20 protein-coding genes and 1 riboswitch are annotated in these 25031 nt (G+C 56.2%); of the genes, 11 read left to right on the forward strand and 9 right to left on the reverse strand.

All coding sequences use genetic code 11. The annotated features are described in order from the left end of the window. Positions 1-341: 341 nt before the first annotated feature. Positions 342-6827: an immunoglobulin-like domain-containing protein gene (locus FHS18_RS24440; protein ID WP_183603009.1), complete on the forward strand. Its 6486-nt coding sequence runs from the start codon at positions 342-344 to the stop codon at positions 6825-6827. A 361-nt stretch (positions 6828-7188) separates the two neighbouring features. Here FHS18_RS24440 and FHS18_RS35020 read toward each other — a convergent pair whose 3' ends face one another. After that, on the reverse strand, positions 7189-7323 hold the full coding sequence (locus tag FHS18_RS35020) for a hypothetical protein (protein WP_281378853.1): 135 nt from the start codon (positions 7321-7323) through the stop codon (positions 7189-7191). A gap of 41 nt (positions 7324-7364) precedes the next feature. Next, a riboswitch (cyclic di-GMP riboswitch) is annotated at positions 7365-7449 on the reverse strand. Between the two features lie 40 nt (positions 7450-7489). Here FHS18_RS35020 and FHS18_RS24445 point away from each other — a divergent pair. The 4 genes from FHS18_RS24445 to yunB all read left to right on the forward strand — a co-directional run bounded on the left by FHS18_RS24445 (position 7490) and on the right by yunB (position 12211). Beyond that, complete coding sequence (locus FHS18_RS24445) at positions 7490-8155, forward strand: Crp/Fnr family transcriptional regulator (protein ID WP_183603010.1); 666 nt, start codon at positions 7490-7492, stop codon at positions 8153-8155. A gap of 412 nt (positions 8156-8567) precedes the next feature. Continuing rightward, the gene (locus tag FHS18_RS24450) at positions 8568-9416 is read left to right on the forward strand and encodes an alpha/beta hydrolase (RefSeq protein WP_183603011.1); all 849 of its coding nucleotides are present in this window, start codon (positions 8568-8570) and stop codon (positions 9414-9416) included. 117 nt (positions 9417-9533) lie between these two features. Then, positions 9534-11135 carry a helix-turn-helix domain-containing protein gene (locus FHS18_RS24455; RefSeq protein WP_183603012.1) on the forward strand — a complete coding sequence of 534 codons (1602 nt, stop codon included), beginning with the start codon at positions 9534-9536 and terminating at the stop codon, positions 11133-11135. Positions 11136-11326: 191 nt separating this feature from the next. After that, the gene (gene yunB, locus FHS18_RS24460) at positions 11327-12211 is read left to right on the forward strand and encodes a sporulation protein YunB (protein ID WP_183603013.1); all 885 of its coding nucleotides are present in this window, start codon (positions 11327-11329) and stop codon (positions 12209-12211) included. 66 nt (positions 12212-12277) lie between these two features. Here the strand turns inward: yunB and FHS18_RS24465 are convergent, their stop codons facing one another. Then, complete coding sequence (locus FHS18_RS24465; protein WP_343060663.1) at positions 12278-13348, reverse strand: M23 family metallopeptidase; 1071 nt, start codon at positions 13346-13348, stop codon at positions 12278-12280. Between the two features lie 227 nt (positions 13349-13575). On the opposite strand from FHS18_RS24465, the gene lipA reads away from it, so the two are divergent. The 3 genes from lipA (at position 13576) to FHS18_RS24480 (ending at position 15697) form a co-directional block, all read left to right on the forward strand. Next, positions 13576-14469, forward strand: a complete 894-nt coding sequence (lipA, locus tag FHS18_RS24470; protein ID WP_183603111.1) for a lipoyl synthase — start codon at positions 13576-13578, stop codon at positions 14467-14469. A 19-nt stretch (positions 14470-14488) separates the two neighbouring features. Then, positions 14489-15313, forward strand: a complete 825-nt coding sequence (locus FHS18_RS24475; RefSeq protein WP_183603014.1) for a YutD family protein — start codon at positions 14489-14491, stop codon at positions 15311-15313. 99 nt (positions 15314-15412) lie between these two features. After that, a complete protein-coding gene (locus tag FHS18_RS24480) occupies positions 15413-15697 on the forward strand; it encodes a hypothetical protein (RefSeq protein ID WP_183603015.1) in 285 nt (94 codons plus the stop codon). 128 nt (positions 15698-15825) lie between these two features. Here the strand turns inward: FHS18_RS24480 and FHS18_RS24485 are convergent, their stop codons facing one another. From FHS18_RS24485 to ylbJ, 3 genes are all read right to left on the reverse strand, one after another. Beyond that, a complete protein-coding gene (locus FHS18_RS24485) occupies positions 15826-17586 on the reverse strand; it encodes an ABC transporter ATP-binding protein (protein ID WP_246427882.1) in 1761 nt (586 codons plus the stop codon). Further along, entirely contained in the window at positions 17586-18383 is a 798-nt protein-coding gene (locus FHS18_RS24490; RefSeq protein ID WP_183603113.1) for an NAD kinase, read from the reverse strand. Before FHS18_RS24490 ends, FHS18_RS24485 begins: the two co-directional genes overlap by 1 nt. A gap of 69 nt (positions 18384-18452) precedes the next feature. Continuing rightward, on the reverse strand, positions 18453-19523 hold the full coding sequence (ylbJ, locus tag FHS18_RS24495; protein ID WP_183603016.1) for a sporulation integral membrane protein YlbJ: 1071 nt from the start codon (positions 19521-19523) through the stop codon (positions 18453-18455). A 467-nt stretch (positions 19524-19990) separates the two neighbouring features. On the opposite strand from ylbJ, the gene FHS18_RS24500 reads away from it, so the two are divergent. Both FHS18_RS24500 and FHS18_RS24505 read left to right on the forward strand, forming a co-directional pair. Next, positions 19991-20386 (forward strand): globin domain-containing protein, encoded by a 396-nt coding sequence (locus FHS18_RS24500; protein ID WP_183603114.1) that lies wholly within the window; start codon positions 19991-19993, stop codon positions 20384-20386. A gap of 5 nt (positions 20387-20391) precedes the next feature. Beyond that, complete coding sequence (locus tag FHS18_RS24505; RefSeq protein ID WP_183603017.1) at positions 20392-21090, forward strand: DUF2225 domain-containing protein; 699 nt, start codon at positions 20392-20394, stop codon at positions 21088-21090. Between the two features lie 85 nt (positions 21091-21175). Here the strand turns inward: FHS18_RS24505 and FHS18_RS24510 are convergent, their stop codons facing one another. The 4 genes from FHS18_RS24510 to FHS18_RS24525 form a co-directional block, all read right to left on the reverse strand. Next, positions 21176-21868, reverse strand: coding sequence for an AIM24 family protein (locus FHS18_RS24510; protein ID WP_246427883.1), 693 nt, complete (start codon positions 21866-21868; stop codon positions 21176-21178). Next, on the reverse strand, positions 21865-22308 hold the full coding sequence (locus FHS18_RS24515; RefSeq protein WP_183603018.1) for a hypothetical protein: 444 nt from the start codon (positions 22306-22308) through the stop codon (positions 21865-21867). The genes FHS18_RS24510 and FHS18_RS24515 overlap by 4 nt, the downstream gene beginning before the upstream one ends. 163 nt (positions 22309-22471) lie before the next feature. Further along, the gene (locus tag FHS18_RS24520) at positions 22472-22705 is read right to left on the reverse strand and encodes a hypothetical protein (RefSeq protein WP_183603019.1); all 234 of its coding nucleotides are present in this window, start codon (positions 22703-22705) and stop codon (positions 22472-22474) included. Continuing rightward, entirely contained in the window at positions 22702-22875 is a 174-nt protein-coding gene (locus FHS18_RS24525; RefSeq protein ID WP_183603020.1) for a YycC family protein, read from the reverse strand. Before FHS18_RS24525 ends, FHS18_RS24520 begins: the two co-directional genes overlap by 4 nt. 221 nt (positions 22876-23096) lie before the next feature. Between FHS18_RS24525 and FHS18_RS24530 the strand changes: the two genes are divergently transcribed. Next, entirely contained in the window at positions 23097-24887 is a 1791-nt protein-coding gene (locus tag FHS18_RS24530) for a M3 family oligoendopeptidase (RefSeq protein WP_183603021.1), read from the forward strand. Positions 24888-25031: the final 144 nt, after the last annotated feature.

Consider the following 25031-nt stretch of genomic DNA (forward strand, 5'->3'; position numbering starts at 1 on the left):
ATCATTGGCGATTGATGCTATTGGTCCTCTACTAGCAGGCTTTAGCACCTCGCAATTGACCTGCCGGATTGCCGCTGGTGTCGAATGAACACGAATGATGGAGCTTCCGGAACTGCGAACAAAAAATTATAGCATTGGGATAAAAAATTCTATTGAGGACAAAGCGACATTTCGGTACGTTTAAGTAGGGTAAATTGTAAGGGCTTTCATGAAATGGGTTACAGTCTATTCCCATGAGGAAAGGAGGAGGCGAGAAGAGGCAGCAAGAGCTTCATTCATCCGCAGATATGGCGGAATAACAGGCGGTACAGACGACAGGTGTTTCAGGGAGGAGTCAGACCATGAAAGGACGCAAATACGTATCACTTGCGATGTCATTGCTCGTGACCGTTAGCTCCTTCTCCAATGTGAAACCAGCTAGAGCGGCAGCGGGAGAAATAGCGGAAGCAGCGCTTACGGAGGCGGCGGTTCAATCCGACGCCTCGGGCATGATTCTTCACTACAATATGCGCAATGCGCAGACGGCGGCGGGAACGACGACCGTGACGGATTTGTCCGGCAGCGAACGCGGCTGGGACGGCATTCTCCGCAATCCGGAGAACGGCCAGATCGTGCAGGGCGGAGATGTCGGATTCGCGGAATTCAGCGGCGGCAGTTCCAGCTCGAAGAGCGGCTACATCGAGATTCCGAAGGACGACAGCGGGGTAGATGTGCTGGGCGGCCTGAATGCGGTCACGGTCTCGTCCTTGGTGAATTGGGACAATGACGGCGATAACCGTTGGATCTTCGGCTTCGGCGCAGTGAACAGCAATATTGAAACCGGCAACAAATATTTCTTCGTCACCCCTCGCCACTCGACGAATTCGGCGAAGCCGGTCGTTACGGGGATCTCCAAGGCGGGATGGCGCAATGAGACGCTGACGAAAGGGACGGCCACGCTTGCCGCGAACCAGTGGAAGCTCGTTACGACCGTCATGAACGAAGCGGACAATACGATGAAGCTCTACGTGGACGGCGTGCAGGTCGCCTCCGGTACGGCTGGCGGCGTCAAGCTGTCCGAGCTGATCGATCCGGCAGCCGCGTTCTCGGGCTTTATCGGCAAGTCGATCTTCGGCAACGATCCTTTTTACAAAGGGCGCGTCAGCGATTTCCGCGTGTATAACCGGGCGCTTACGGATGCTGAAGTGACGGGGCTGCAGACGGAAGCCAGCGCGTCGATTCCGAAGCTGAACCAGCTGATGGTCGATGATGCTGCGGCGTCGCTCAACGTGAGTGATTATCTCGCGGCGGGAGACAGCACGAACGAGGTAACAGGCAACCTCGCGCTGCCAACGGCAGCCAAACATGGCGTAAGCCTGGCATGGTCGTCTAGCAACACGCAGGTGTTGGCGAACAACGGCACGGTCACGCGTCCTGGCGTTGATGCTGCGGACGTGCCGGTCGTTCTGACGGCGAATCTATCCTACCAAGGCTTGCAGATAGCCAAAACGTTCAACGTTACGGTGCTCAAGCAATTCTCGGATGCGCAGCGTGCGGCAGCGGATGCAAGCAAGCTGTCGATTCCGAACGCATCGAACATCAAGGGCAATATTACGCTGGCGACATCCGGCGCGAACGGCTCTACGATCAGCTGGGCATCCAGCCATCCGGCCATCATTAAAGGGACGGCGGAAGCCGCGGCAGATGCGAATAATCTCGGCCGCGTATCTCGTCCGGACGCCGATACGGCGGTGACGCTGACGGCAACCGTGACCAAAGGCACGGCAGAAGTGAAGCGCACGTTCGAACTGAGCGTGAAGCAGAAGCCGGCTGCCAAGACGTATGATTCGTATTTCTTCGCTTACTTCACGGGCGAATACGAAGGCGGCGAGGAAATCTCGTTCGCGACGGCGCAGGATCCGCTGAAGTGGAAGGCGCTGAACAACGGCCAATCGATCATCCAATCGAAGTTGGGCGAACAGGGGCTGCGCGATCCGTACATCCTCCGTTCGGCGGAAGGCGATAAATTCTATCTGCTGGCGACGGACCTGAAGATGGGCGAGAGCACCAACTTCAATCAGGCGCAAATTACGGGCAGCCATTCGATCATGATCTGGGAGTCCGACGATCTGGTCAACTGGAGCGAGCAGCGGATGGTGGAAGTCGCGCCGAAGGCGGGCGGCAACACATGGGCCCCTGAGGCGTTCTACGACGAGAAGTCCGGCCAGTACGTCGTCTTCTGGGCGTCCTCGATGAAAGTGGCCGATACGTATGGCAAATACGCCAGCGGCAGCCCATCCGGGCAGTACAACGTCATGTACTATGCGACGACGAGAGACTTCTACACGTTCTCGGAGCCGAAGGTCTACTTGGACGAAGCGTTCCCGACGATCGATACGACGATGATCGAGAATGAAGGCACGCTCTACCGGTTTACGAAGTCCGAGGTGAACTACAAGCTGTATTACGAGAAAGCGGCTTCCGTTTTCCAGGACAAAGACGGCATTGCGGCTAACGGTTATCAGTTCGAGCCGATCGCAAGCACGAAGAGCGGCAACCAAGGCTTGATCGGCCATGCGGGCAACAACGAAGGGCCTACGGTGTTCAAGGATCTCAGCGAGGACAAATGGTATATGTTCCTCGATTCCTGGCCGTACCACGTGCGCGTCTCGACGAATCTGGAGGATGGCACGCAGTTCGCGAACAATCTGCTGACGGAATCGTCCTATGCGCTGCCGCCAGGTCCGCGCCACGGCACGGTCATTCCGATCACGAGCAGCGAATACGACGCGCTTCAAGCCGAATATGCGCCAGCGGGCCCAGCGCCTTCCGAGCAACCTGTCGTTCACTATACGTTCAATCCGAGCGATGTAACGGACGGCGGCACGGTGAAGGACGTATCCGGCAACGGTCATGACGCCCAACTTGTCGGCGCTTCCTCGATCGCGACAGACGACAAGATCGGCGAGAATGGCGGCGCGCTCAAGCTGGACGGTTCGACGGGATACTTGAATCTGCCGGCCAACCTGATCCAGAATCTGAATCTGGACAAAATGACGATGGCCACTTGGGTGAAGATGGATGCGAATCTGGCGAATCAGCGCATCTTCGATTTCTCTTCCCCGACGGGCAGAACGGCAAACCGCAATTCCATGTACCTGAGCACGAATGGCGATACCGGTAATCTGGAATTCGCGATCGTAACGCCGTTCACGGAGAAATTCGGCAGCGAAACGGCAACGCTCGGTTCGAGCTACAAGTACGCGCTGCGCAGCACGAGTTTTGCGGCCAAACAGTGGCACCATGTGGCCGTCACGATGGATAATTTCGACGCGGTGCTTTATGTCGACGGCGTGGAAGCGGCACGCAGCTCGGTGTTCAACATGGAACCGAGAATGCTGATGGAGACGACGCTCAATGCGCTTGGCAAGTCGTCGCGCGACGGGCACAGTCTGTTCAAGGGCAGCATGGATGACTTCCGCATCTACAACCGCGCGCTGAACGCGGAAGAGATCGCGGCGCTGCAAGTGGCAGTGGAGAACCCGACGGAAGAACCGACCGCTGCATCGCTTATCCTTCACTACGACATGAATCAGATTGACGGCGCGAAGGTCGTCGACCAGAAGGGCGATTTCGACGGCACTTGGGTGAACCCGGCTAAGGCCCAGTGGATTCATCGGACGGATGCGGGCGCGCTCAGCTTCACGGGCGGAACGACCGATTCGTACGTCGAGCTCCCGAAAGGCGTGCTGGACGGATTGACCGACGTGACCGTATCCTCGCTCGTCAACTGGAAGGGCGAACGCGAAGCGGAATGGATCTTCGCGCTTGGCCAAGACAGCAACAAATATTTGTTCGCCACGCCGAAACGCAATTCCGGCGACCGCTCGGCCCGCGCGGGTCTGGGAATTACGAGTTGGAGCAATGAAGCGGGGGCGAACGCGACGAACGGATCGCTTGCGAGCAGCCAGTGGAAGCTCGTTACCGTTGTCGTATCCGGCGAGAACCAGACGATCAAACTGTACGTCGACGGCGTAGAGGTGGGCAGCGACTCGACGCGCGGATACACTTTGTCGCAAATCAATAATCTGACAGGCAGAAGCGGCTTCATCGGCAAATCGTTCTACTCGGCCGATCCGTACTTCGGCGGCATGATCGCCGACTTCCAAGTCTATGACGGCGCGCTGACGCCGCAAGAAGTCGCGAAGCTGGATGAGCAAGCCGACGCGAAGAAGAGCAAGCTCGAAGGGCTGCAGTTAGGCCTTGCCGCCGATCAGCTCCTGGCCGCTTCGCTGCTTAACGGCAATGCGAGCGAGAATGACGTTCGCACGGGCTTGAAGCTGCCAGCGCAAGGCAGCTACAACACGACGATTAGCTGGACGTCCAGCCAACCGGCTATCATTTCGAACACGGGGCAAGTTACGCGTCCGGAAGCGGAAGCCGGCAACCAAGAAGTTACGCTGACGGCGACGCTGTCCGACGGGACACGTACGATTGACAAATCGTTCGTCTTCACCGTTACGCATAAGCCGACGAACGCGGATGCGGTACGGTTGGATGCCGAGGCGCTTATCGTCCGTAACATCCATGACGTACGCGGCAATCTGACGCTGCCTATCAAAGGAGCCAACGGTTCCGCGATAACATGGACATCCGCAGAGCCGTCCATCGTTACTTCAACGGGTGAAGTTACAAGACCGGCCAATGGCGCCGGTGATCGGACAGTCGCTCTTACAGCTATCATTTCGCTGGGAGACAGCGTGCTTACGAAAGGTTTCCTTGCGAACGTGCAAGAGCTGCCGCAGCAGGAAGATTACGAAGGCTATGCCTTCACGTACTTCACGGGCGAGGGCAAGTCGAACGGCGAGCAAATCTACTTCGCGCTTAGCCAAGGCAACGACCCGCTGCATTGGCGAGAGCTGAACGGCGGCGCGCCGGCCATTACCTCCGAGCTTGGCGAGCAAGGCCTTCGCGATCCGTTCATCATCCGCTCGCCGGAAGGGGATAAATTCTACCTGATCGCAACCGATCTGAAAATCTACGGCAACGGAGATTGGACGCGCGCGCAGAATGCGGGCAGCCTTTCCATCATGGTGTGGGAATCCACGGACCTCATCAATTGGTCGGAGCAACGCATGGTCGAGGTTTCGCCGAAGGAAGCCGGCAACACATGGGCACCTGAAGTATTCTACGACGACACCAAAGGCGAGTACGTCGTCTTCTGGGCGTCGAAGCTGTATCAGGACGAAGCCCACACAGGCAGCGCGTACCAACAGATGATGTACGCGACGACTCGGGACTTCTACACATTCTCGGAGCCGAAGGTGTACATGGATTACGGTTATTCGGTTATCGATACGACGATGATCGAGCAAGACGGCAAGATCTATCGCTTCACGAAAGACGAGCGCGGCAATTCGACCAGTTCGCCGAACGGCAAGTTCGTCTTCCAAGAAGTAGGCGATTCGGTGCTTGACGATACGTTCACGCTGATCACGGAAGGAATCGGCAAAGGCGTCATCGGCCAAGGCGAAGGACCGACGATCTTCAAATCGAATACCGAGGACAAATGGTATATGTTCATTGACGAGTTCGGCGGGCGGGGTTACGTGCCGTTCGAGACGACCGATCTCGCTTCGGGGCAATGGACGCTCTCGGCGGACTACGATCTGCCGGCATCGCCGCGCCACGGCACGGTTATTCCGGTGACGAAGACCGAGTATAACAATTTGACTGCGCGAGTACCGGCTATCGAGACGCCAAGCGATGACATTCCGGTGTCGGGCATTTCGCTGGAATCGGAAGCTCACGGCTTGGAAGCCGGCGAGCAGCTGCAGCTTACGGCAACTGTTGCGCCTGCGAATGCGACGAATAAAACCGTCATCTGGTCGAGCAGCAATCCGTCTGTTGTAAGCGTGGATTCTTCAGGCCGCGTGACCGGCGTAGCAGCGGGGACAGCCAAGATCAGCGCAGCTTCGGCTGATGGCGCATTCCTGGCCGTTGCGACCGTGACGGTGGAAGGCTCATTGCCTGGCGCAGCATTAACAGGAACAGACAAAGCGCAAGCCGGGCAAACAATCGAGCTAAGCTATGGCATTAGCGGGTTCGAAGGCGAAGTTACGGCGCAGGACGTGACCTTCGCGTTCGATACCGATCGCTTCGAGTTCGTATCGGTAGAGTCGCTTGATCCAGACCACTTCCAGATTGCGGACTACAAGGCAGATGGCAGTCAAATCCGGGTGCTCGGCGTCCATTTGGGCGATACGAATCCGAATAAACAGGTGCTCAAGCTGACGTTCAAGGTGAAGGCAGGCGCAGCTTCGGGCATCGCGGCGATTGCCGCGCAAGCGCTGACCGTTGCCGACCGCAATGGCGCGGAGACGACGTTAGCCGGGGCTTCGCACAACGTGCAGATCGGCGCCGTGGATAAGACCGCGCTGCTGGCACTGATCGCTCAGGCAGAGCAGACGCATGACGCAGCCGTAGAAGGCGGCGGCGTAGGCCAATATCCTGCCGGAAGCAAGGCTACCCTTGCCGCAGCGATCGACCGTGCCGTTCACATTGCTGACGATGCGGGCGCAACGCAAGCGGAAGTAACGCAGGCAGCTGAGCAGCTGAGCAGCGCGCTTGCGGCATTCAAGGCTTCCGTCATTACGAAGGTACCGGGCGACTATAACGAAGACAGCAAAGTGAGCGTCGGCGATCTGGCGATGATGGCGAAGTCCTATGGCATGAAATCGGAGGACGAAGGCTGGAACAGCGTGAAGGCGTTCGATCTCAATAACGACGGCGTCATCGACCTGTTAGATCTTGTGGCGATGGCCAGAATGATTTTTGGATGGCAATAGCAGGGTAATGTGCAGTAACACGGGGCGGGGATGCATGCATCCCCGTCTTTGTATGTTTAATCGAAAAGAGATGCAGGCAGACACGAGTAGCTGCCTAAGCTTGTGAGGAGGAGCAAGACTCATCTGATGCCGCTATGGAAGCGGCGGGGAAGGGCTGAATCATGCCGCGAAGGTTTGCCGGGAATGGGGATGGCTGTGATTGCACAAACACACGAGAGGGGCGTGCGGCATCCGGCATTTGTCTTGCTGCTTCGAAAGCGCACTATATTTCGCAAGTCTGCGTGATGTATAATAGAATAGATCTGTAGCACTAGTAAATGCATCGGAATATATGCCGATCCCGGTGCCGGTATCGCTAGATTTAGATGGCTTCCGAGTCTCCATCCGCATCCGGCATGTCGGCAGACAGATTAAGCTCCTTCCAGACCTCGAAACACTTAGACGAGATTTGGAGTTGTTCGATAATCAGTTCTGCGGCGATGGTTGGCTTGTTCATTATGTGATACCCCCGTAAAAAGAATAGACCACCTCCGAAGAACGGATGATGGTCGGTTGCACTACTAGCTCCATCGAATCTAAGTGCCCACATTGCAGATTCGACTTCATCGCTCCCATTATTTATATGTACATACAAGACGTTGCAGAAAGCGTGGTTAAGACACATGGTCATGTTTGCCAATCTGATCAAGAATGTGCCGTTCTTCGAAGGCTACGAGCAGGACGAGATCCAATCGGTTAAGCCGCTGTTCAAAAAAAGAAAGTACAGCCGCGGGACGCTGCTCTTCATGGAAGGCGACGCCGGCGAAGAGTGCTACGTCATCGAGACGGGCTTGGTCAAGATCTACCGGATCGACGAATCACGGGAAATAACGCTTGCGCTGCTCGATGACGGCGACTACTTTGGCGAAATGGCCATGATGCAAAAAGGGTTGACACGTTCGGCTACAGCTGAGGTGGTGGAACCAAGCGTCATCTACTCGCTGAATCGCAGGGATTTCGTCCATTTCATGGAGACGAATCCGAAGATGTGCTTGAAGCTGCTGGAAGAAACCATGGAGCGTCTTCGCAAAGCCAATGACCAGATTTACGATCTGACCTTCCTGGACTTGAAGTCCCGTTTGGTGAAGGCGATCATCCGGTTAGCGGATGAGAAAGGAATCGAGGTAGAGGGCGGAACGCAAATTCCATTCAAATTAACCCATCAACAGCTTGCTAATATGGTAGGTTCCATTCGAGAATCGGTATCGAAGCTGCTGCAAGAGCTGCAGGACGAGAAGATCGTTACGATTAAGAATAAGCTCATTACGCTGCATAGACAGAACCTGTAGTGCTGCTCTTGGATTTCATTCTACCGCACGGGCGGGGAGCTTTACTGTATGCTGGCATACAAAATTGCATTAAGATTCCTTAAAAATACATTTCACTAACAATCTTCCTAGTAAAATGGCGAGATACCTGGCTCTTACAGCAGGTATTTTTTTGTTCGTACTATCTCTATTGTGCAAAAATATCTTCCTGATCCTCCATGGACGAAACAAGAGATGAATAGGTATGATGAATGGATTGTTTATGTGAATGATAATCAGTCTCATTATGCGGATTGGTTTGCGTGTACATCCGGGAGGATGGACATGCAGCATTCCGCACGGATTGGTTTGCGTGTACATCCGGAAGGATGGACATGCAGCATTCCGCACATCACCTCACGATCATCCACGCTATCGATAAAGGAGAGATTCCATGGTTCTGCCTCATGTAAAGACGCAAGAAGCGATTATCCCTCATACGGAGCAGCGTCTCATGCGTTCTTTGGACGGTACGCGCGAATACCGGATCTATCTATCCAGGCCGACAGGCCCGCAGCCTGAGGGCGGTTACCCGGTTATCTATGTGCTGGATGCCAATTCGGTCATCGGCACGATCGTCGAAGCCGCTCGCTTGCAGACGAAGCCGCCGCACGGCTACGATCCTGTCGTGATCGTCGGGATTGGCTACGAGACCGATCTGCCGTTCAGCTCGCAAGGGAGATTCTACGACTATACGATGCAGACGGACCGTTCTCAGCTGCCGCCGCGCAGGGACGGCAGCGATTGGCCGGAGACCGGCGGAGCCGAAGCGTTCCTGGATTTCGTGGAGCAGGTTGTCAAGCCGGAAGTCGAACGATCGTATCCGATCCATCCGAACCGCCAGACGCTGCTCGGCCATTCGCTTGGCGGGCTGTTCACGCTGTATACGATGTTCACGAGAACGCATCTGTTCCAGTCCTATGTCGCAGGCAGTCCTTCCATTTGGTGGAACCGGCGGAATGTCGTCGAGCACGCCAAACGTTATATGGAAGAGGCTGTCGTGAACGAGCCGGCCGCGGCAAAGGTCAATCTTCTCATCGCGCTGGGTGAGCACGAGCTGCCGGATATGCTGGCCGAAGGCGAAGAGATGACCAGAAGGCTGGCCCCGCTGCGCGAAGCGGGCTTTAAGCTGGAGTTCAAGGTGTTCGAAGGCGAAGGCCATGTATCGGTGCTGCCGCCGCTCATCAATCGCGCGCTCCGCTTTGCGCTAGGCGGTAATAAAACCGGCTCAAGGCGCATCTAAAATCGAATATTCGCCTGCAAATGATAAGCCCTCCAACTTCTATCGCTGGAGGGCTTACAATTTTTTTCAATATATGAGATAATGATAATCATTATCAATGGATGGAGGCGATAGAGGGTGGCACTTCAGTGGGATCAGGTTCCGCCGCTTCATACCATGTTTTTTGCGCTGGCGGATCTTGAGAAGCGAAGCGAAGAGGCTTCATGGGCAGGGAGTTCCTCCCTTGAAGCTAAACATAAATTGTTTGCGGTATACGAAGGGCATGGGACGCTAACGCTCGACGGAAGGGCGTATCGGATGATGCCCGGCAGTTATTTTGTCGCTTCGCCGGGTTCTTGGTCCGAGATTCGCGGCGGCGGCAAGCTTGACCTTTGCTGGTATGAGGTGGTGTTCGATGTCTATCGGGCACACGACGGCAAGGTCGTTCAAGATGATACGCTGCTCCGGTCTGCCAACGCTCGTCTGACGGAATATAAGCCGCAGCTCTTAGGGATGCTGCAGGAGCTGTACGCGGACAAGGAAGCGGTGCGTGAGATTGACCGGTTCCGCAATCATATCCGGTTCCAGGAACTGTTCTACACGCTGTTCCAGCAGGAGTTGCTCGAGCAGCCGGTCAAGACGGATACGCGCGCGGCGGTAGAACGCTCCATCGAGCTTCTGCATCGCGCCTATCAGGAGGAGCTGACGGTCGAGCGCCTTGCGAAGGAAGCGAATATCGGCCGGTGGCAATATACGAATTTATTCAAGCAGCTGACGGGCAAGAGCCCGATCGACTATCTGACCGATATTCGCATCCAGCGCGCCAAGGAGCTGCTGCTCACATCGGATTGCAAGCTGCGCGAGATTGCGGTGCTGGTCGGCTACCGCGACGAATATTATTTCAACCGCAGATTCCGTCAGACCGTGGGCGTATCGCCCAAACGCTACATTCAGTCGATGCGCCAGTCGCTCAAGGTGGCTACGCTGCAATATGCCGGCGAGATGCTGGCCCTCGGCATGAAGCCCGTCGCCGCGACCGACGCGATGATCGGCAATTATGCCGACGCGCTATCCGGGGTCACGACGATCGGCGATTACAACTTCAATCCGAACCGGCTGGCTGAGGTGAAGCCGGATCTGGTGCTTGCGCCGGATTATTGGTCCCATCAGGAGCTGGAGAAGATGACGAAGCTTGCGCCGGTTGCGGTCGTGCCGTGGGAGGACGATGTGTTCGAGCGGCTGCGGGCGATTGCCCGTCTGCTCGGGAAGCAGCGCGAAGCGAAGAGCTGGCTGGCCCGGTATGCCGCGAAGGCCAAGCAAGCCAAGCAGCGGACCGCTGGGGCGATCCGCAAAGGGGAGACCGCGCTCATTCTGGCGGTCAGCGGGACGGAGATCAGTTTCCTCGGCGCGCGCAACGTTGGCCAGACGATCTATCATGTGATTGGATTCCATCCGCCGAAGCCTATCGAGCATTTGATCAGGCAGGATAGCTGTTTCTCGGGCGGAGAGCTCGCCATCGAGGAGCTGAGCCGTCTGGAAACCGACCGGATCTTCGTCGTGGTGAACGACAATGAGCATGCCAGCACGACGCTGGCCCAACTGTTGGCAAGCGAGCAGTGGCGCAGCCACAAGGCGGTCGGCAAAGGGATGGTCTACATGCTCGATAAGCGATGGATGTGGTACGACCCGCATACATTGGAGTGGCAGATCGGCGAGGCCGTGCGCATGCTCGCACGGTAAGACTTGCTCGTTACATACAGCAAGCGTAATTAGGAACAGGAGCATTCCGCTTGCGGAGCATTCATCCATAGGGGCATTCAGTCTTAGAAGCATTCCGCGTTAGAGGCGGGATGCTCCTTCTTTTTTGGACGGACCTCGCATAAGCATAGATGGGGAAGCGGACAAGAGGTTAAGAAGGGGGCTGCCCTTGCATGGCAAAATGGGGAAGAAGAGGCTGGCGCAGCAGCCGGCGCCGCCGCGTCTCGATTCGCCTCAGCCGAGGCAAAGTATGGCTGCTGATCGTCGCGATCGCGCTGTTTTTCTTTTTCCAGTTCTTTGTTTTCGTCGAGCGTAATTTGCGCGGTCCGCTCATGAATGTGGCAACGGTACGCGTGAAGCAGGTCGCCACGCAAGCGATCAATAAGGCGATAACCGAACAGGTCGCCACGGAGACCGACGCGGAGAAGCTGATCGATTGGAAGACGAATTCCACCGGCAAAATTTCCGGCTTCATGATCAATTACGGCGAGCATATGCGCATTCGGTCGGAGACGACGCAGACGGTGCAGGATACGTTGAACGATCTGGGCGCCATTCCGGAGCATGTGCCGGTCGGGCAAGCTTTGGGGAGCGCGATCATCTCCTCGTTCGGTCCCCGGGTGCCGGTCAAATTCGAGCCGATGGGCTCGGTGAAGGTCGACCTCAATACCCGGCAGAAGGAAGCGGGGATCAACATGATTCTCGTCGAGGTGTACATGCGGATTATCGCGGAAGTCTCGATCATTATTCCGTTCGATACGAAGCCGGAGCTCGTGGAGACGGAGATCCCGATCTCTTATCTGCTGGTCGTCGGCGATGTGCCGATGTATTACTACGACAACAAAGGCAATCCGGTCGGGGATTCCGCCCAAGGCGCGCCTGCCATCTCGCTCCCGTCGACCAATGAGGGCGTGTCGAGAACGGCTCCAGGGTCGGAAGAAGAAACGCCGGGCAATGCGGAGCAGACCGAATCCGAAGAAGTCCAGTCTAATGCGGGAAGCGAGCCGGAGGCGACGAATGCTTTTCAAACGGATGTGACGGAAGCCGGAGGCGAATAGGCATGTGAAAAGGCGGGGGCTGCGTTAGGGCAGCATTCCCGCCTTTATCATTTCGTTTTGCGGACATTAACGCTTCTTGCGTTTTTTGCGCGCATCCTCGTTCTCCCACCGTCGCAGCAGCGGGTATGGATCGAACGACCACTCGATCAGGCCGCGGTCGCGGTATACGCCATAATGCAGATGCGGCGGGAACTTGCCGGAGGTGCCGGGCTTGCCGTAACCGGAACTTCCTACCCAGCCGATCGTTTGCCCTGGCTTGACGACGGAACCGACATGAACGGTCTTGTCGAAGCCGGACATATGGGCGTAGTAGTGATAAATATTGTTCAGATCCCGGATACCGATCCGCCAACCGCCGTAAGGGTTCCATCCCTTCGTCTCGACGACGCCGTAGGTGGTGCTGCGTACCGGAATCCCGTAATCGGCGAAGATATCGGTTCCCTCATGGATGCGATAACCGCCCCAGCTGCGCTTCGTTCCCCATGTGCCGCGATAGGAGTAGTGGCTGCCGATCGGGAGCGGGAAGGCATGCTCGAACAGATCGAGCGTGCCGAACGCGGCGTACATTTTGGCGAATTGCCGGATACGCTGGACGGCCCTCGTATTGTGGTAATATTGCCAGACGGCAATCGCAAAATCGTCCTCGGACGGTCCATATTGCATCATATGGCTGGCTACCGAGTAGAGCAGGTCGGTATCGCTCGTCCTTTTGGCCAATCCGTCCCCGTCGCCGTCTTTGCCGTTTCCGCTGAACCATTGTATGGTGGCGGGCAGCTCGTCATTGCGGTCGGGGTTAAAAATGCCGGTCCACTGTTCATCGGTCATGTAGATGCCGATCCACTCGCCCAGCTGGGTCCGCGACTTGGGCCTGGCCTTGGTGATCGTACGCTCATACTGGTCGATGGCCGCCAGGCGGTACCAAGGGATATTCGTCGCAGCGCTCATCCACTCGTACAGCTCACGCCGTTTCTGGAACGGATCCGAAGCCGCTGCAGCAACCCCACCGCTTGCGGCAGGCTGATGCGCGTTATCTTGCTTGGGCGCCGACCAGGCGGAGTGCGCCGCGTGCGGCAGAGGCAGCAGGCTGATGGCACAGGCAAGCAAAGCTGTGCGGCGGAGCAGGCTGAATTTCAACACTAGTCACCTCCTTCAAGCAGGAGAATGGGGTTCAAAGAAGTTGCAAGAGGTTCTTGAACTAGCTTGACGCATTTGCGGAGCTTTTATCCAAACGACGGACAAAGCCGATCAACGGCCGTCACATCCGGCCGTATAAAGGAAATGAAAACTTTTTTGCGCTATCGACCTGAACTACATTATAATAAAGCGACAGGATAACACGTATGGACAAGAAAGCAGGGTTGTCGATGAAGACGAAACAGCAGGCGTTACCAAAGCCGGACTGGCTTCGGATAAAGCTAACTACCGGCGGTAACTATGCCGAAATTAAAGATATGATGGGCTCCAAGAAACTGCATACCGTATGCGAGGAAGCGCGTTGTCCCAACATTTACGAGTGCTGGGCGAACCGTACGGCGACTTTCATGATTCTTGGAGATATTTGCACGCGCGCATGCCGCTTCTGCGCGGTGAAGACAGGGATGCCGACCGAGCTTGACCTGGAGGAGCCGAAGCGTGTTGCCGAGGCGGCCGAGCAGATGGGACTGCGCCACTGCGTCGTCACTTCCGTCGCGCGCGATGACTTGAAGGACGGCGGGGCGATGATCTTCGCGGAGACGATTAAGGCGATTCGCGAACGTATGCCGCTATGCAGCATCGAAGTGCTGATTCCGGATTTCATGGGGAACGAGGAGTCGCTGCAGGTCGTTATGGATGCGAATCCGAACATCCTGAACCATAACATCGAGACGGTGTCCCGTCTGTCGAACCGCGTTCGCGCCAAAGCGAAGTATGCGCGCTCCCTCGAGCTCTTGCAGCGTGCGAAACAGATGAAGCCGAAGATTCCGACGAAGTCGAGCATCATGCTGGGCTGCGGAGAGACGTTCGAAGAGGTGCTGCAGGCGATGGACGATCTGCGCGCTGTCGACGTCGACATCCTGACGCTCGGGCAATACCTGCAGCCGACGCCGAACCATATGCCGATCGTACGCTATGTGCATCCGGATGAGTTCGCCAAGCTGAAGGAAGAAGGATTAAAGCGCGGATTCAGCCACGTTGAATCAGGGCCGCTCGTACGCAGCTCCTACCACGCGCATGAACAGGTACAGTCTGCCGCTGAGGCGAAAGCTGTGACCTTGTAGGAAGGAGTGACGAGCAGCATTGATCCATATCGGTGGCAGAACCTATGAACTCGTGTACGATCATAAGAACGGATGGAATCCCGAAGCATTCCGCAACCGTTACAGCGACGTGCTGGACCGTTACGATTACGTGATCGGGGACTGGGGCTACAACCAACTGCGGCTAAAAGGGTTCTTCCGCGATACCCATCCCAAAGCGAATTCCGGCAGCTCGTTCTCGAGCATGTCCGATTATATCAACGAGTATTGCAATTTCGGCTGCGCCTACTTCGTGCTGCTGAAGCAGACAGGCGACAAGCGCGAGGATGATGCGAGCGAAGATATATACCTCGACGAGATCGATATCTCCGAGCGCCTGACCGGCGCCGGCGACACGGCGGAATCGGCGTATCGCCAAGTGATCCCGGCTGCTGCCGAGCAGACCGCGGCGTCAGCCGAGGGCGCTGCCGCGGAGACGCCGACGAAGCGCGAACGTCCGCAGCATCAGCGCCGGGAAGGCGGCAGATCGCATGGCGCAGGCCGCCGCGACAGCGGGCGCGACCATGACCGCTCCGATCATCAAGATCGCGGCGATCGGCCGGAACGCGGCGAACGTCAGGAGCGCTCCTCCGAAGGACGCAAGCCGTACTACAAAGACCGCGGGCAGGACAAGGAAGGCGGCCGCCAGCATCGCTCCCATGGCGGAGGCGGCGGAGAGCGCAGCCAGCAAGGCGGAGGCGGACAGGAACGTCCACGCTCCAAGCGCCCGCCGTTCTCGCATGCGAAGGCGCCGGTAGCGGCAGCTTCCGAGACGCAGCAGCAGCGCCCTCCAAGGGGTAATTCAGGCTCCAAGGGAAACGGCTAACAACATGAATTGACATAGATGGACGATACCCTCCCGCCAGCCGGGAGGGTATTTTTGTGAGATCGTCATTATTGATGGATGAAAGGGGGCTAAGGATGGATGGCCAAGCGGATTGCCATTGAGTCGATTGTATTTGCATTGGTTGCGCTTCTGCTCATGACAGTAGGGAATATTCTACTTGGCATGTATATGACAACGAATTACGTACCGGATATGATGAACGCTTATGAGAGCGTGGATTATTTACAGCATAAAGTTTCTATTGGCGGAACGATGCAGTTTACGCTACTGCACAAGGCGATCGCCTTCGCGCTCCTGATGCTCGTATACGCTGGGGTTAGATTGCTGACGGCAAAGGTATTGTTTAAGGATAAGCAGCATTAATACCTGGAGGATGAGGCGAGACTGCTGCCGACTACGATGATGGCAGTAGATTCTTCATTCCATAAGACATAACAAACAGCCGTGAACGTACCGTTCACGGCTGTTTGTTATACATTATAGGCTTGTTTTTAACTCAGATGCTGCACATTGTACAATCTTGCGTAGGCGCCTTCGCGCTGCATGAGCTCGTCGTGGGTACCTTGCTCGACGATCGTGCCGTGTTCGATCACGACGATCTGATCGGCATGGGTGATGGTCGATAGCCGGTGGGCGACCACGAGCGTTGTCCGGTTATGGGCAAGCTCGCGAAGCGATTCCTGAATCGCATGCTCGGATTCCAGGTCAAGCGCGGACGTGGCTTCATCGAGCACGAGGATCGCCGGATTCTTCAGGAACACCCGGGCGATGGCGATCCGCTGCTTCTGGCCGCCGGACAGCTTGACGCCACGCTCGCCGATTTCGGTATCGTAGCCGGCGGGCAGCTGGCTAATGAACGTATCCGCGCTCGCTTGCTGGGCCGCAGCGACGATCTGCGCCTCATCGGCCGCGGGATTGCCTAGCGCGATGTTCTCCCGGACGGAGCCGCTGAACAGAATATTGTCCTGCAGCACCATGCCGATCTGTTCCCGCAAACTGTGCTGCGTCAGCGTCCGGATCGGCTGTCCATCGATCGTTATCGTGCCTTCTTGATGGTCATAGAACCGCGCAAGCAGGCTGATAATGGAGGATTTGCCGCCGCCGCTCATGCCGACGAGCGCCACGGTGTGGCCGGGCTGGATGTCCAGATTAATGTTCTTCAGCACCCAATCGCTATCGGGCGTATATCGGAAAGACACATCCCGGAATTGGATCGCCCCGCGGACATTCCGCAGCTCTCGCGCATCCGGCGCGTCTTGGATCTCCGGCTCCTCGGCGAGCATCTCCATCACGCGTTCGAGCGAGGCGGATGCTTGCGTCAGTTCAGTAGAAGCGTTCACTAATCGCCGCAGCGGCGTGTAGAGCCGATCGAGGTAACCATAGAAGGCTACGAAGGCGCCTAGCGTAAGGTTGTCCATCGCGACCATATAGCCGCCGTAAGCAAGCACCAGCAGCGGGGCGATCTCGGTCAGCGTATTGATGATCGACTGCGTCAAGGCATTCCATCTGGTCAAGGCGACTGCCCGTTCCAGGAAGGAGGTATTGCGCTCCCTGAATTGTCCGGCTTCATGCCGTTCCAGCGTGAAGCTCTTCACGACGGACACACCGTTCATATGCTCGGTCAGATAGCCTTGCATCTCGGCGAGGGCTTGGGAGCGGGCTTTGGAATAGGTGCGGAGCCGCCGGTACATCTTTTTCACCGCAAAGGCGTAGAAGGGAAGTATGACGATCGCCACGAGCGTAAGCGGGGCGTTCATATGGAACATGATGATCAGCGCCACGGTCAGCGTGAACATGTCGAGCCATATGTTCATAAGCCCGGTCTCGACAAGCGACTTCGTCTGCTCGGCATCGTTAATCATGCGGGAGATGATCTCGCCCGACTTGCGATTCTGGTAGAAGCGGAGCGAGAGCCGCTGCAGATGCGCATGCAGCTTGCTGCGCAGATCGAATAGAATGCGGCTGTTGGTCAGCTGGGCAAAATACTGCCGGTAATATTCGATGGGATAACGGATCACGACGAATAAGAGGCTGGCGAGCCCGATCGCCTTCATCAGCTTCTCGATTTTCTCCGCGGCAGGAAGATCGGCAAGCAGCACATCATCGATGACATATTTGAGAAATAGCGGCAGCGTCAGCGGGATCGCGAATTTGACCGCTCCTATAAGCAACGTCAGGCCGATCAGCCACTTATAGGGCTTCACGACCTGGAGATAAGCGCGCATCGGCGCGAGTTTTCGGTTCTGTTTCATTATTTCACATCATAGCCGAGGAACGCCTCTCGGACCCGCGTCCAGAATGGGAACGGCCGATAGCGGGCGAAGCTCACCTTGCGGCCTGCGACGCTGCAACGGATCGAGCGAATATCCGAGCTCGTCATGTTGATATGATCGAAGGACAGCTGCAGCCGCTGCTGCTTGCGCGAGATAATGTCGCAATGATGGTGCTGCGGGAGAATCGCCGAAGAGCCCAACGTGCGATAGACCCGGTTGTTGATCGAAGCGATCTCGGCGATCTGCAGCGCCTCTAGCGAGGGGTGGATGATCGCGCCGCCCAAGCTCTTGTTGTACGCCGTGCTGCCTGACGGGGTGGATACGACAATGCCGTCACCGCGGAACATCTCGAACAGTTCATCGTTAATATCGATCTGGGCGACGAGCGTGCCGTCGACGCCTTTGATCGTGAATTCATTCAACACAAGATGCGTCGATACGCCTTCCGAGGTCTCGATCTCGATCTGGGCGAGCGGGTAACGAATAATGCGCGGAGCGGATTCGGTCATCATGCGAATCAATTCCTCCAGCTCATCGGCCTTCCAATCGGCGAAGAAACCGAGGTGTCCGGTATGTACGCCGACGAAGGCGACATCCGCGATCCGGTCGCTGTAGTTGTGGAATGCCTGCAGCAGCGTACCGTCGCCGCCGATGGAGATGACGAGCTCCGGCGCCTCTTCGTTACGTGTCATTCCGTTAGCGCCGGCGAGTTCATGAAACCGCGCAGCAAGCTGCTTCGAGAGTTGATCGCCTCTGTCCACTACGACGTAATTCAAAGAAACAAGCCCCTTCCGAACGAATGTTACCTCGATCATAGCGGAAAATGCTCCCAAACACAATGTTACCTAAGCTGGCGCAAGACTGCCCCACAGCAGATAGACGAGAATGATCGCGATAACGCCGTGCACCAGGCGAGCCAGCAGGAAAGGCCGATATCGCAGCGCAGTCCGGCTCAGCAAGCTGACGACTTGCGCGTGGACCGACATGCCGCCCCAGGAGAGGATGAAAGCGGCGATGGCCACTTGATGGATAAGTCCGCCGCCGGCAGCGGCTCCGGCCGTCTTTGCGCCGAGCGTAACTTCGAACAGGCCATTGACGACTGCTTCCGCAAGCATGGTCGGCATGCCGACAAGGTGCATCATGCCTTGAATAAGGGCAGCCAGTCCATTAATGACGCCTACGCTGGTCAGTAGTTCCATCACGACGGAGAAGAACACGACAAGGCCGCCGACGACGATCATCAGCTTGAGTCCGGACTGCACGGAATCCTGCAGCAGCCCGCCTAAAGGGCGTCCGTCCAGCAAACGTGCCCGATGCATCGCATCGACCGCTTGTTTGAAACGCGACGACTTTGAGGTTGAGGCTGGAGGCTTAGGTGTCCCGGGATCCTTGCGGTCATGGAAGAAACGCAACAGCAGTCCGATAATGAGCGCGCCTCCATAATGGGAAGCTGCAAGGACCGGGGCAAGCGCCGGATTATGGAAGAAGCCTACGGAGACTGCGCCGATCAGGAAGATGGGGTCCGAAGTCGTGGTGATGGCGACAAGCCGTTCACCTTCCGCGCGCGTAATGAGACCTTGATCCCATAGCTGGGATGTAAGCCTTGCGCCGACCGGATAGCCGGAAGCGTAGCCCATCGTGACGACGAACGCGCCGCTGCCGGGAACGCGGAAGAGCGGCCGCATCAGCGGATCGAGCAGCGTGCCGAAGAAATGGACGATGCCGACGCCGATCAGCACTTCCGAGATAACGAAGAAGGGGAATAACGCCGGGAACAGCACCTGCCACCAGATCGATAGTCCCCTTACGGAGGCTTCGAGCGAGGCTGCCGGGAAGATCGCCAGCAGCAGTGCAAGCAAGACAGCCGACCAGGCCGGGATGACTTGCGGGCGGAATAGAAAGCGGACACGCTGCACGTTTGTCCCTCCACAACTTTTGCATCGTAAACAAGGGTAGTCCAAGTTCCACTACTGATATATGAGCCAAGGGGGACAAACAATGACAATCGTTCGAATCAAGAGGCATAAAATTCGTAAAAAGTGGGTAAAATAAATTATAGAAAACGCTTGCAAAAAAGTGCTGTAATTCTTGAATTGTTGTGATACAATTAATTTACTACCAAACGTTGGGGTGATGATGTATGAGTTTTGTCGCAGGCATCCTCGTTTGCGCTTTCGTCTATGTCATTCGCGAGTCCTTGCTCGCACCAGGTGAAGAGGACTACGAAAGCTGAAACATTCACAATGTAGAAGGTATATAAAGCCGCAGAATGCCCTTCACTGGAGGGCATTTTTTTTGTTTCGAATCGTAAGGATGACCCACAACGATTGAAATGTATGTTATACTACAAAAGACCTAAGAAAAGAGGTTACGAACCATGACAATGAACAACTATGGAACTACGATTTATGAGGCTATCGGAGGAAGTGAAGGGCTTCGTAAGATAGTGGAGGCCTTTTATCCTAAAGTAAAAGCTCATCCTCTCTTGGGACCGTTGTTTCCTGAAGATATCGATCCGGTTATGGAAAGACAACATATGTTTTTGACGCAGTTTTTCGGAGGACCCAGCCTTTATTCGGACGCCTTCGGCCACCCGATGATGCGGGCGAGGCATTTGCCGTTCCCGATTACGCCTGCTCGTGCGGAAGCTTGGCTCGATTGCATGAGAAGGGCTCTTGCAGAGAACGAGTTACCGATGGGATTGCAGCAGGCCGTGATCGAGCGGCTGTCGGGACCAGCCCATCATTTTGTTAACACAACAGACGAACGGGAGACGTGACTCTCATGGAGCCGCTTTACTTGACAACGATTACGTGTATCTGCTGCGAAACCACATTCCAATCCTCGCGTGTACGTCCGAGCTTCAAGCGATGCTCGAAGCGGGATAGCGATTTCTGCGCGCATTATAAGAATGGCATCAACCCGGACTTCTATGTCGTTCGGGTATGCCCGAATTGTGGTTTCGCTTCGACAGAGAACGGAATGAACCAGTTGTCGGAAGTACAGCGGCAGCATTACATCGAACGTCTGGGATCCATGTGGACCAAACGCGATTATGGCGGCGAGCGTACGCTAGAGCAGGCGCTTGATACCTATAAGCTGGCGCTCTTGTGCGCTCAGATCGCCGGCACTAGCGAGCGTGTGATGGCAGGACTATTGCACCATATAGCTTGGCTGCATCGGTACATCGGCAATAAGGAACAGGAGCAGCGTTTCCTCCAGTTCGCCCTGAATTCCTACATCGAAGTGTTCGAGCGCGAGGGCGAATCGGTCAACGACGCGAAGCTGATGTATCTCATCGGCGAGCTGTACAAGCGTACGGGTGACCGGAACAAGGCGGTTCGTTGGTTCTCCCGCGTCGTGAATGACAAGCGCATCATGGATGCCGCCATGATTCGCGCAAGCCGGGAGCAATGGCAAGCCATTCGTGAGGAAACCGATTATGACGTTGCCTATGAGAGCTTGGACCTCATGAATGCTTAGCAAATAAGAAGACCGTCCTCGTACTTCACGGTACGGGGACGGTCTTTTTGGCGTCTGCTCGAGTGAACGACGGAACGGATATGGGTTATTTAATATAAATGCTGCCGAACGGTAGTAATTCGCGAAGAATGCGTTTGATCACGCCGTCGCCTTGCAGCTGGTCCTCCAATTGCGGATCACGGGAGCCGGTCTGGATCAGCACGGGGCCTTTGCCGGTAATTTCCCATTGCACATGCATGTGTTGACTCGCCAGCTGGTTGCCGTAGACGGACAATTTGACGTTCGCCTGCTCAGGGTAGGCGACAAGCGAGCTCTTCTCAATATAGAGCGGCTGCTCGGGATCCAGCTGCAGGACTGCCAAGTCGCCGGTGACGAGAATGCCGAGCTCGCCAGGTCCGCTGAAACGCATCCGAACCCACTCATGCGTGATCCAGGCCGTCTTGATCTTCTGTATCCGGCTCTTCATCTGCATGCCCTCGGTATAGAACAGCACATGCTTGAAATCGAACAGAAGATCGCCGCCTTCGGGAATCGGAATCGATTCCAGCGTACAGCCTGCCGGCAGCCCGAGAATGAACTGGGACGGGCCTTGAATGCGGGAGCGGATCCATTTGCGCTTGCGGTACATCCCGGCGAGGTCCATAAATTTGTCTTCCCGAAGCATAGGCGCGCCCTGAAAGGCGATAATAGACCTCGGATGGAGGACATGAATGGCATCGCTTGACTCAAGCTCGATCTTCGCGTGGCCGACGGCGGCCGGTGCGGTCACCTTCATCATTGTCCTTCACCGTCCGCGGCGTTACGATGGTGCCTGCGCCATGCCAGATAACGCCACACACGTACGGAGATGATATAGAGCAGCCCCATGCCGGCGAAGACAAGTACGGAGGCCGCGATTTTGCGGTAGAAGCGAGTACGCTCCGACTGGTCGTTCTGGAGCTGATCCAGCCGCTGCAAAAGCTCTTGATTCTGCTGAAGAAGCGCTTCGTTCTGCTGACGGTAGGCTTCATTCTGCTCGGCAAGCTCAAGCTGCTTCTGTGCATATTCCTGCGCTTGCTCCTCCGCCTTATCCAGCGCGGCTTGCGCCTTGGCGAATTCGCTTTGCAGCTCGTCGAGCTTCTCCGGCGCATTATAAATATCTTTGAACCTGTCGATGACGTTCGCGTCCGCGGACGGAGAACCGAATGCGAGTAATCCGCCGAGTAATACGGCCGCCATGCTGATCCGTCCTAAGCGTAGCATAGGGATCACCTCAGATCTTGCTTACAGCAGGCTTGTCTCATTTTACCCCGAACGAAGCGGAATGAATGAACTTGGCTTGCAGGGAAGCGTTGGGCAATGTTTGTTAGCGAGCAACGTGGTGGACATTGAGACATGAGTGCTATTTGCGAAGCCGAGTGTCGGTGAGCAAATAATCCTCATCGGCATCGAGGACCGTGACGCGGCCGTGGCAGCAAGGGAATACGAGCAGGCGCTTCTTCCCCGTACGAATATCCTTCAGTTCGCTCGGGCGAAGCGGCAGCAGCACATTGTCTTGTCCGCAAAAAGGGCAGGAATGGACGTAGATGTCCTTCATCTGAATATCGTAGGGCCATGCCCGCTCGAAGGGGATCAAGACGGATCCTCTTCTTTCTTGGCCTCATCGGAAGCGGATTTGGCGGCAAGCTCGGCGAGCTTCTGCATCAGGATATGTTTGGGCATATGCATCAGGTGCTCCAGCGGCACGTTCAATTCTTTGGACAAGCGCAGCGCCGTCTCGGGCGAAATTTGCAATGGTCTGGACATGAGGTTCTTCAGGCTCCTTTGGACTGCCGTCACTTCCGGTTGTAGCGATAGGTCATGTCGGCAATGATAACGATGGAAAAAGGGTTCCCCGTTTCAGTATAATTCAGTTATACACCGCATCGGTGGCATGCGCAATGCATGAGACGATGCAACGTACATACTTACTTACGTTGTGAAGGATGTAAGTGCTTCACAAATTTGACTTTTAAGGAGGCATTACGATGTCCTACCCGCAAACTTGGAATCTTGACGTCATTTATGCAGGAGGTTCGAACTCGGCCGAGTTTAAGGCTGAGCTGGAAGGCATGGAGCGTGATATCGACGCGCTCGCAAGTGAGCTTGCGGCGGTTAAAGGCGGGCAGCAATCCGCAGGGACGGAGCAGCTCACGGCATGGACCGGGCTCGTGCAGTCCATCTTGATCCGTCTGCGCCAGACGGATGCTTTCGTCGGCTGCCTGCTTGCCGAAAATATGAAGGATACGGCGGCTGCCGGCCTGAACGACCGCGTCAGAACGATCTCCGCCAAATTCAATACGGCCTTAACGTCGTACGACGAGCAGCTCACCCTAGTCGCAGAGGAAACATGGTCCGGCTGGCTGAAGCAAGAGGATATCGCTCCGGTTGCCTTCGTTCTCCAAGAACGCCGCAGCAATGCCAAGGAGAAGCTGGCTCCCGCGCTCGAGGCGCTCGCCGGCGAGCTGGCGGTGGACGGCTACCATGGCTGGGGCGAGTTCTATAATACGATCGTGTCCCGCACTCAATTCCATACGACGGACAAGAACGGCGAAGCCAAGACGCTCTCCGTAGGTCAAATGGCCAACAAGCTGAGCGACGGCGACCGCGCGGTTCGCGAAGAAGGGTTCGACCATTGGGAGCGCGTATGGGGCGAACAGGCCGAGCTGTGCGCCGAGGCGTTGAACCGGTTGTCGGGCTTCCGCCTGAAGCTGTATGAGAAGCGCGGCTGGCAAGACGTACTGAAGGAACCGCTGTCCATTAACCGGATGAGCGAGGCGACGCTGAATGCCATGTGGTCGGCCGTGAATGAAGGCAAGGCGGATCTGGTCCGTTATTTGGACCGCAAAGCCCAGCTGCTCGGCATCGACAAGATGGATTGGCATGACGTGGATGCGCCGATCGGATCGGCTTCCCGTACGGTTCCATACGATGAAGGCGCGGCTCTTATTCTCGATTCTTTCCGCAAGTTCAGCTCCGATCTAGCCGATTTCTCCGAAATGGCGTTCCGCGACGGCTGGATTGAAGCCGAGGATCGTCCAGGCAAACGTCCGGGCGGATTCTGCACGTCCTTGCCGATCAGCGAGCAGACCCGAATCTTCATGACCTATTCCGGCACGGCAAGCAATATCTCGACGCTGGCGCATGAACTGGGCCACGCCTATCACCAGCACGTCATGAACGACCTGAAGCCGCTTGCCCAAGAATATGCGATGAACGTGGCGGAGACTGCTTCTACGTTTGCGGAGCTCATTCTTGCGGATGCGACGCTCGAAGCGGCGAAGGACGAGGACGAGAAGCTGGCGATGCTCGAGGACAAAATCCAGCGCTCGACGGCCTTCTTCATGAACATTCATGCCCGTTTCCTGTTCGAGACGCGCTTCTACGAGAAACGCCGCAGCGGCATGGTAACCGTAGAAGAACTGAACCAGCTGATGCAAGAGGCGCAGGAGGAAGCGTTCAGCGGCGCGCTCGGCAAGCTGCATCCGCATTTCTGGGCGGCGAAGCTGCATTTTTACATCACCGAAGTGCCGTTCTACAACTATCCGTACACGTTCGGCTATCTGTTCAGCTGCGGTCTGTACGCGATCGCGAAGAAAGAAGGTCCGTCGTTCGCCGATCGTTATGTGGCCTTGCTGCGGGATACCGGCATCATGACGGTGGAGGAACTGGCGCTTAAACATCTTGGCGTACGCCTGGATGAGCCGGAGTTCTGGCGCGGGGCGGTCTCGTTGACGTCACAGGATGTCGAAGCATTCTTGGCAATGACGGAAAAGTAAAACCGTGTTATGTGCGGAATTCTGGAAAGTTTCCCCTGGCCATGTGAATGAACCGTGGCGATAAATGGAAAAATGGTTAGGACGGAGCGTATACACGGTCGATTGACTGTCTAGACGCTCGAAGCAACCTTCAATCCGTTTCAT

This window comes from Paenibacillus phyllosphaerae (genome assembly GCF_014192105.1).
GTDB lineage: Bacteria > Bacillota > Bacilli > Paenibacillales > Paenibacillaceae > Paenibacillus_Z > Paenibacillus_Z phyllosphaerae.

Bases quoted from the DNA above. Each gene is read 5' to 3' on its own strand.
- FHS18_RS24530 (WP_183603021.1), top strand. From the start codon at position 23,097: ATGTCCTACCCGCAAACTTGGAATCTTGACGTCATTTATGCAGGAGGT.
- FHS18_RS24445 (WP_183603010.1), top strand. From the start codon at position 7,490: ATGGTCATGTTTGCCAATCTGATCAAGAATGTGCCGTTCTTCGAAGGC.
- yunB (WP_183603013.1), top strand. From the start codon at position 11,327: ATGGCAAAATGGGGAAGAAGAGGCTGGCGCAGCAGCCGGCGCCGCCGC.
- FHS18_RS24440 (WP_183603009.1), top strand. From the start codon at position 342: ATGAAAGGACGCAAATACGTATCACTTGCGATGTCATTGCTCGTGACC.
- FHS18_RS24480 (WP_183603015.1), top strand. From the start codon at position 15,413: ATGGCCAAGCGGATTGCCATTGAGTCGATTGTATTTGCATTGGTTGCG.
- FHS18_RS24485 (WP_246427882.1), bottom strand. From the start codon at position 17,586: ATGAAACAGAACCGAAAACTCGCGCCGATGCGCGCTTATCTCCAGGTC.
- FHS18_RS24515 (WP_183603018.1), bottom strand. From the start codon at position 22,308: ATGGCGGCCGTATTACTCGGCGGATTACTCGCATTCGGTTCTCCGTCC.
- FHS18_RS35020 (WP_281378853.1), bottom strand. From the start codon at position 7,323: ATGAACAAGCCAACCATCGCCGCAGAACTGATTATCGAACAACTCCAA.
- lipA (WP_183603111.1), top strand. From the start codon at position 13,576: ATGAAGACGAAACAGCAGGCGTTACCAAAGCCGGACTGGCTTCGGATA.
- FHS18_RS24525 (WP_183603020.1), bottom strand. From the start codon at position 22,875: ATGTCCAGACCATTGCAAATTTCGCCCGAGACGGCGCTGCGCTTGTCC.
- FHS18_RS24500 (WP_183603114.1), top strand. From the start codon at position 19,991: ATGAACAACTATGGAACTACGATTTATGAGGCTATCGGAGGAAGTGAA.
- FHS18_RS24450 (WP_183603011.1), top strand. From the start codon at position 8,568: ATGGTTCTGCCTCATGTAAAGACGCAAGAAGCGATTATCCCTCATACG.
- FHS18_RS24505 (WP_183603017.1), top strand. From the start codon at position 20,392: ATGGAGCCGCTTTACTTGACAACGATTACGTGTATCTGCTGCGAAACC.
- FHS18_RS24510 (WP_246427883.1), bottom strand. From the start codon at position 21,868: ATGATGAAGGTGACCGCACCGGCCGCCGTCGGCCACGCGAAGATCGAG.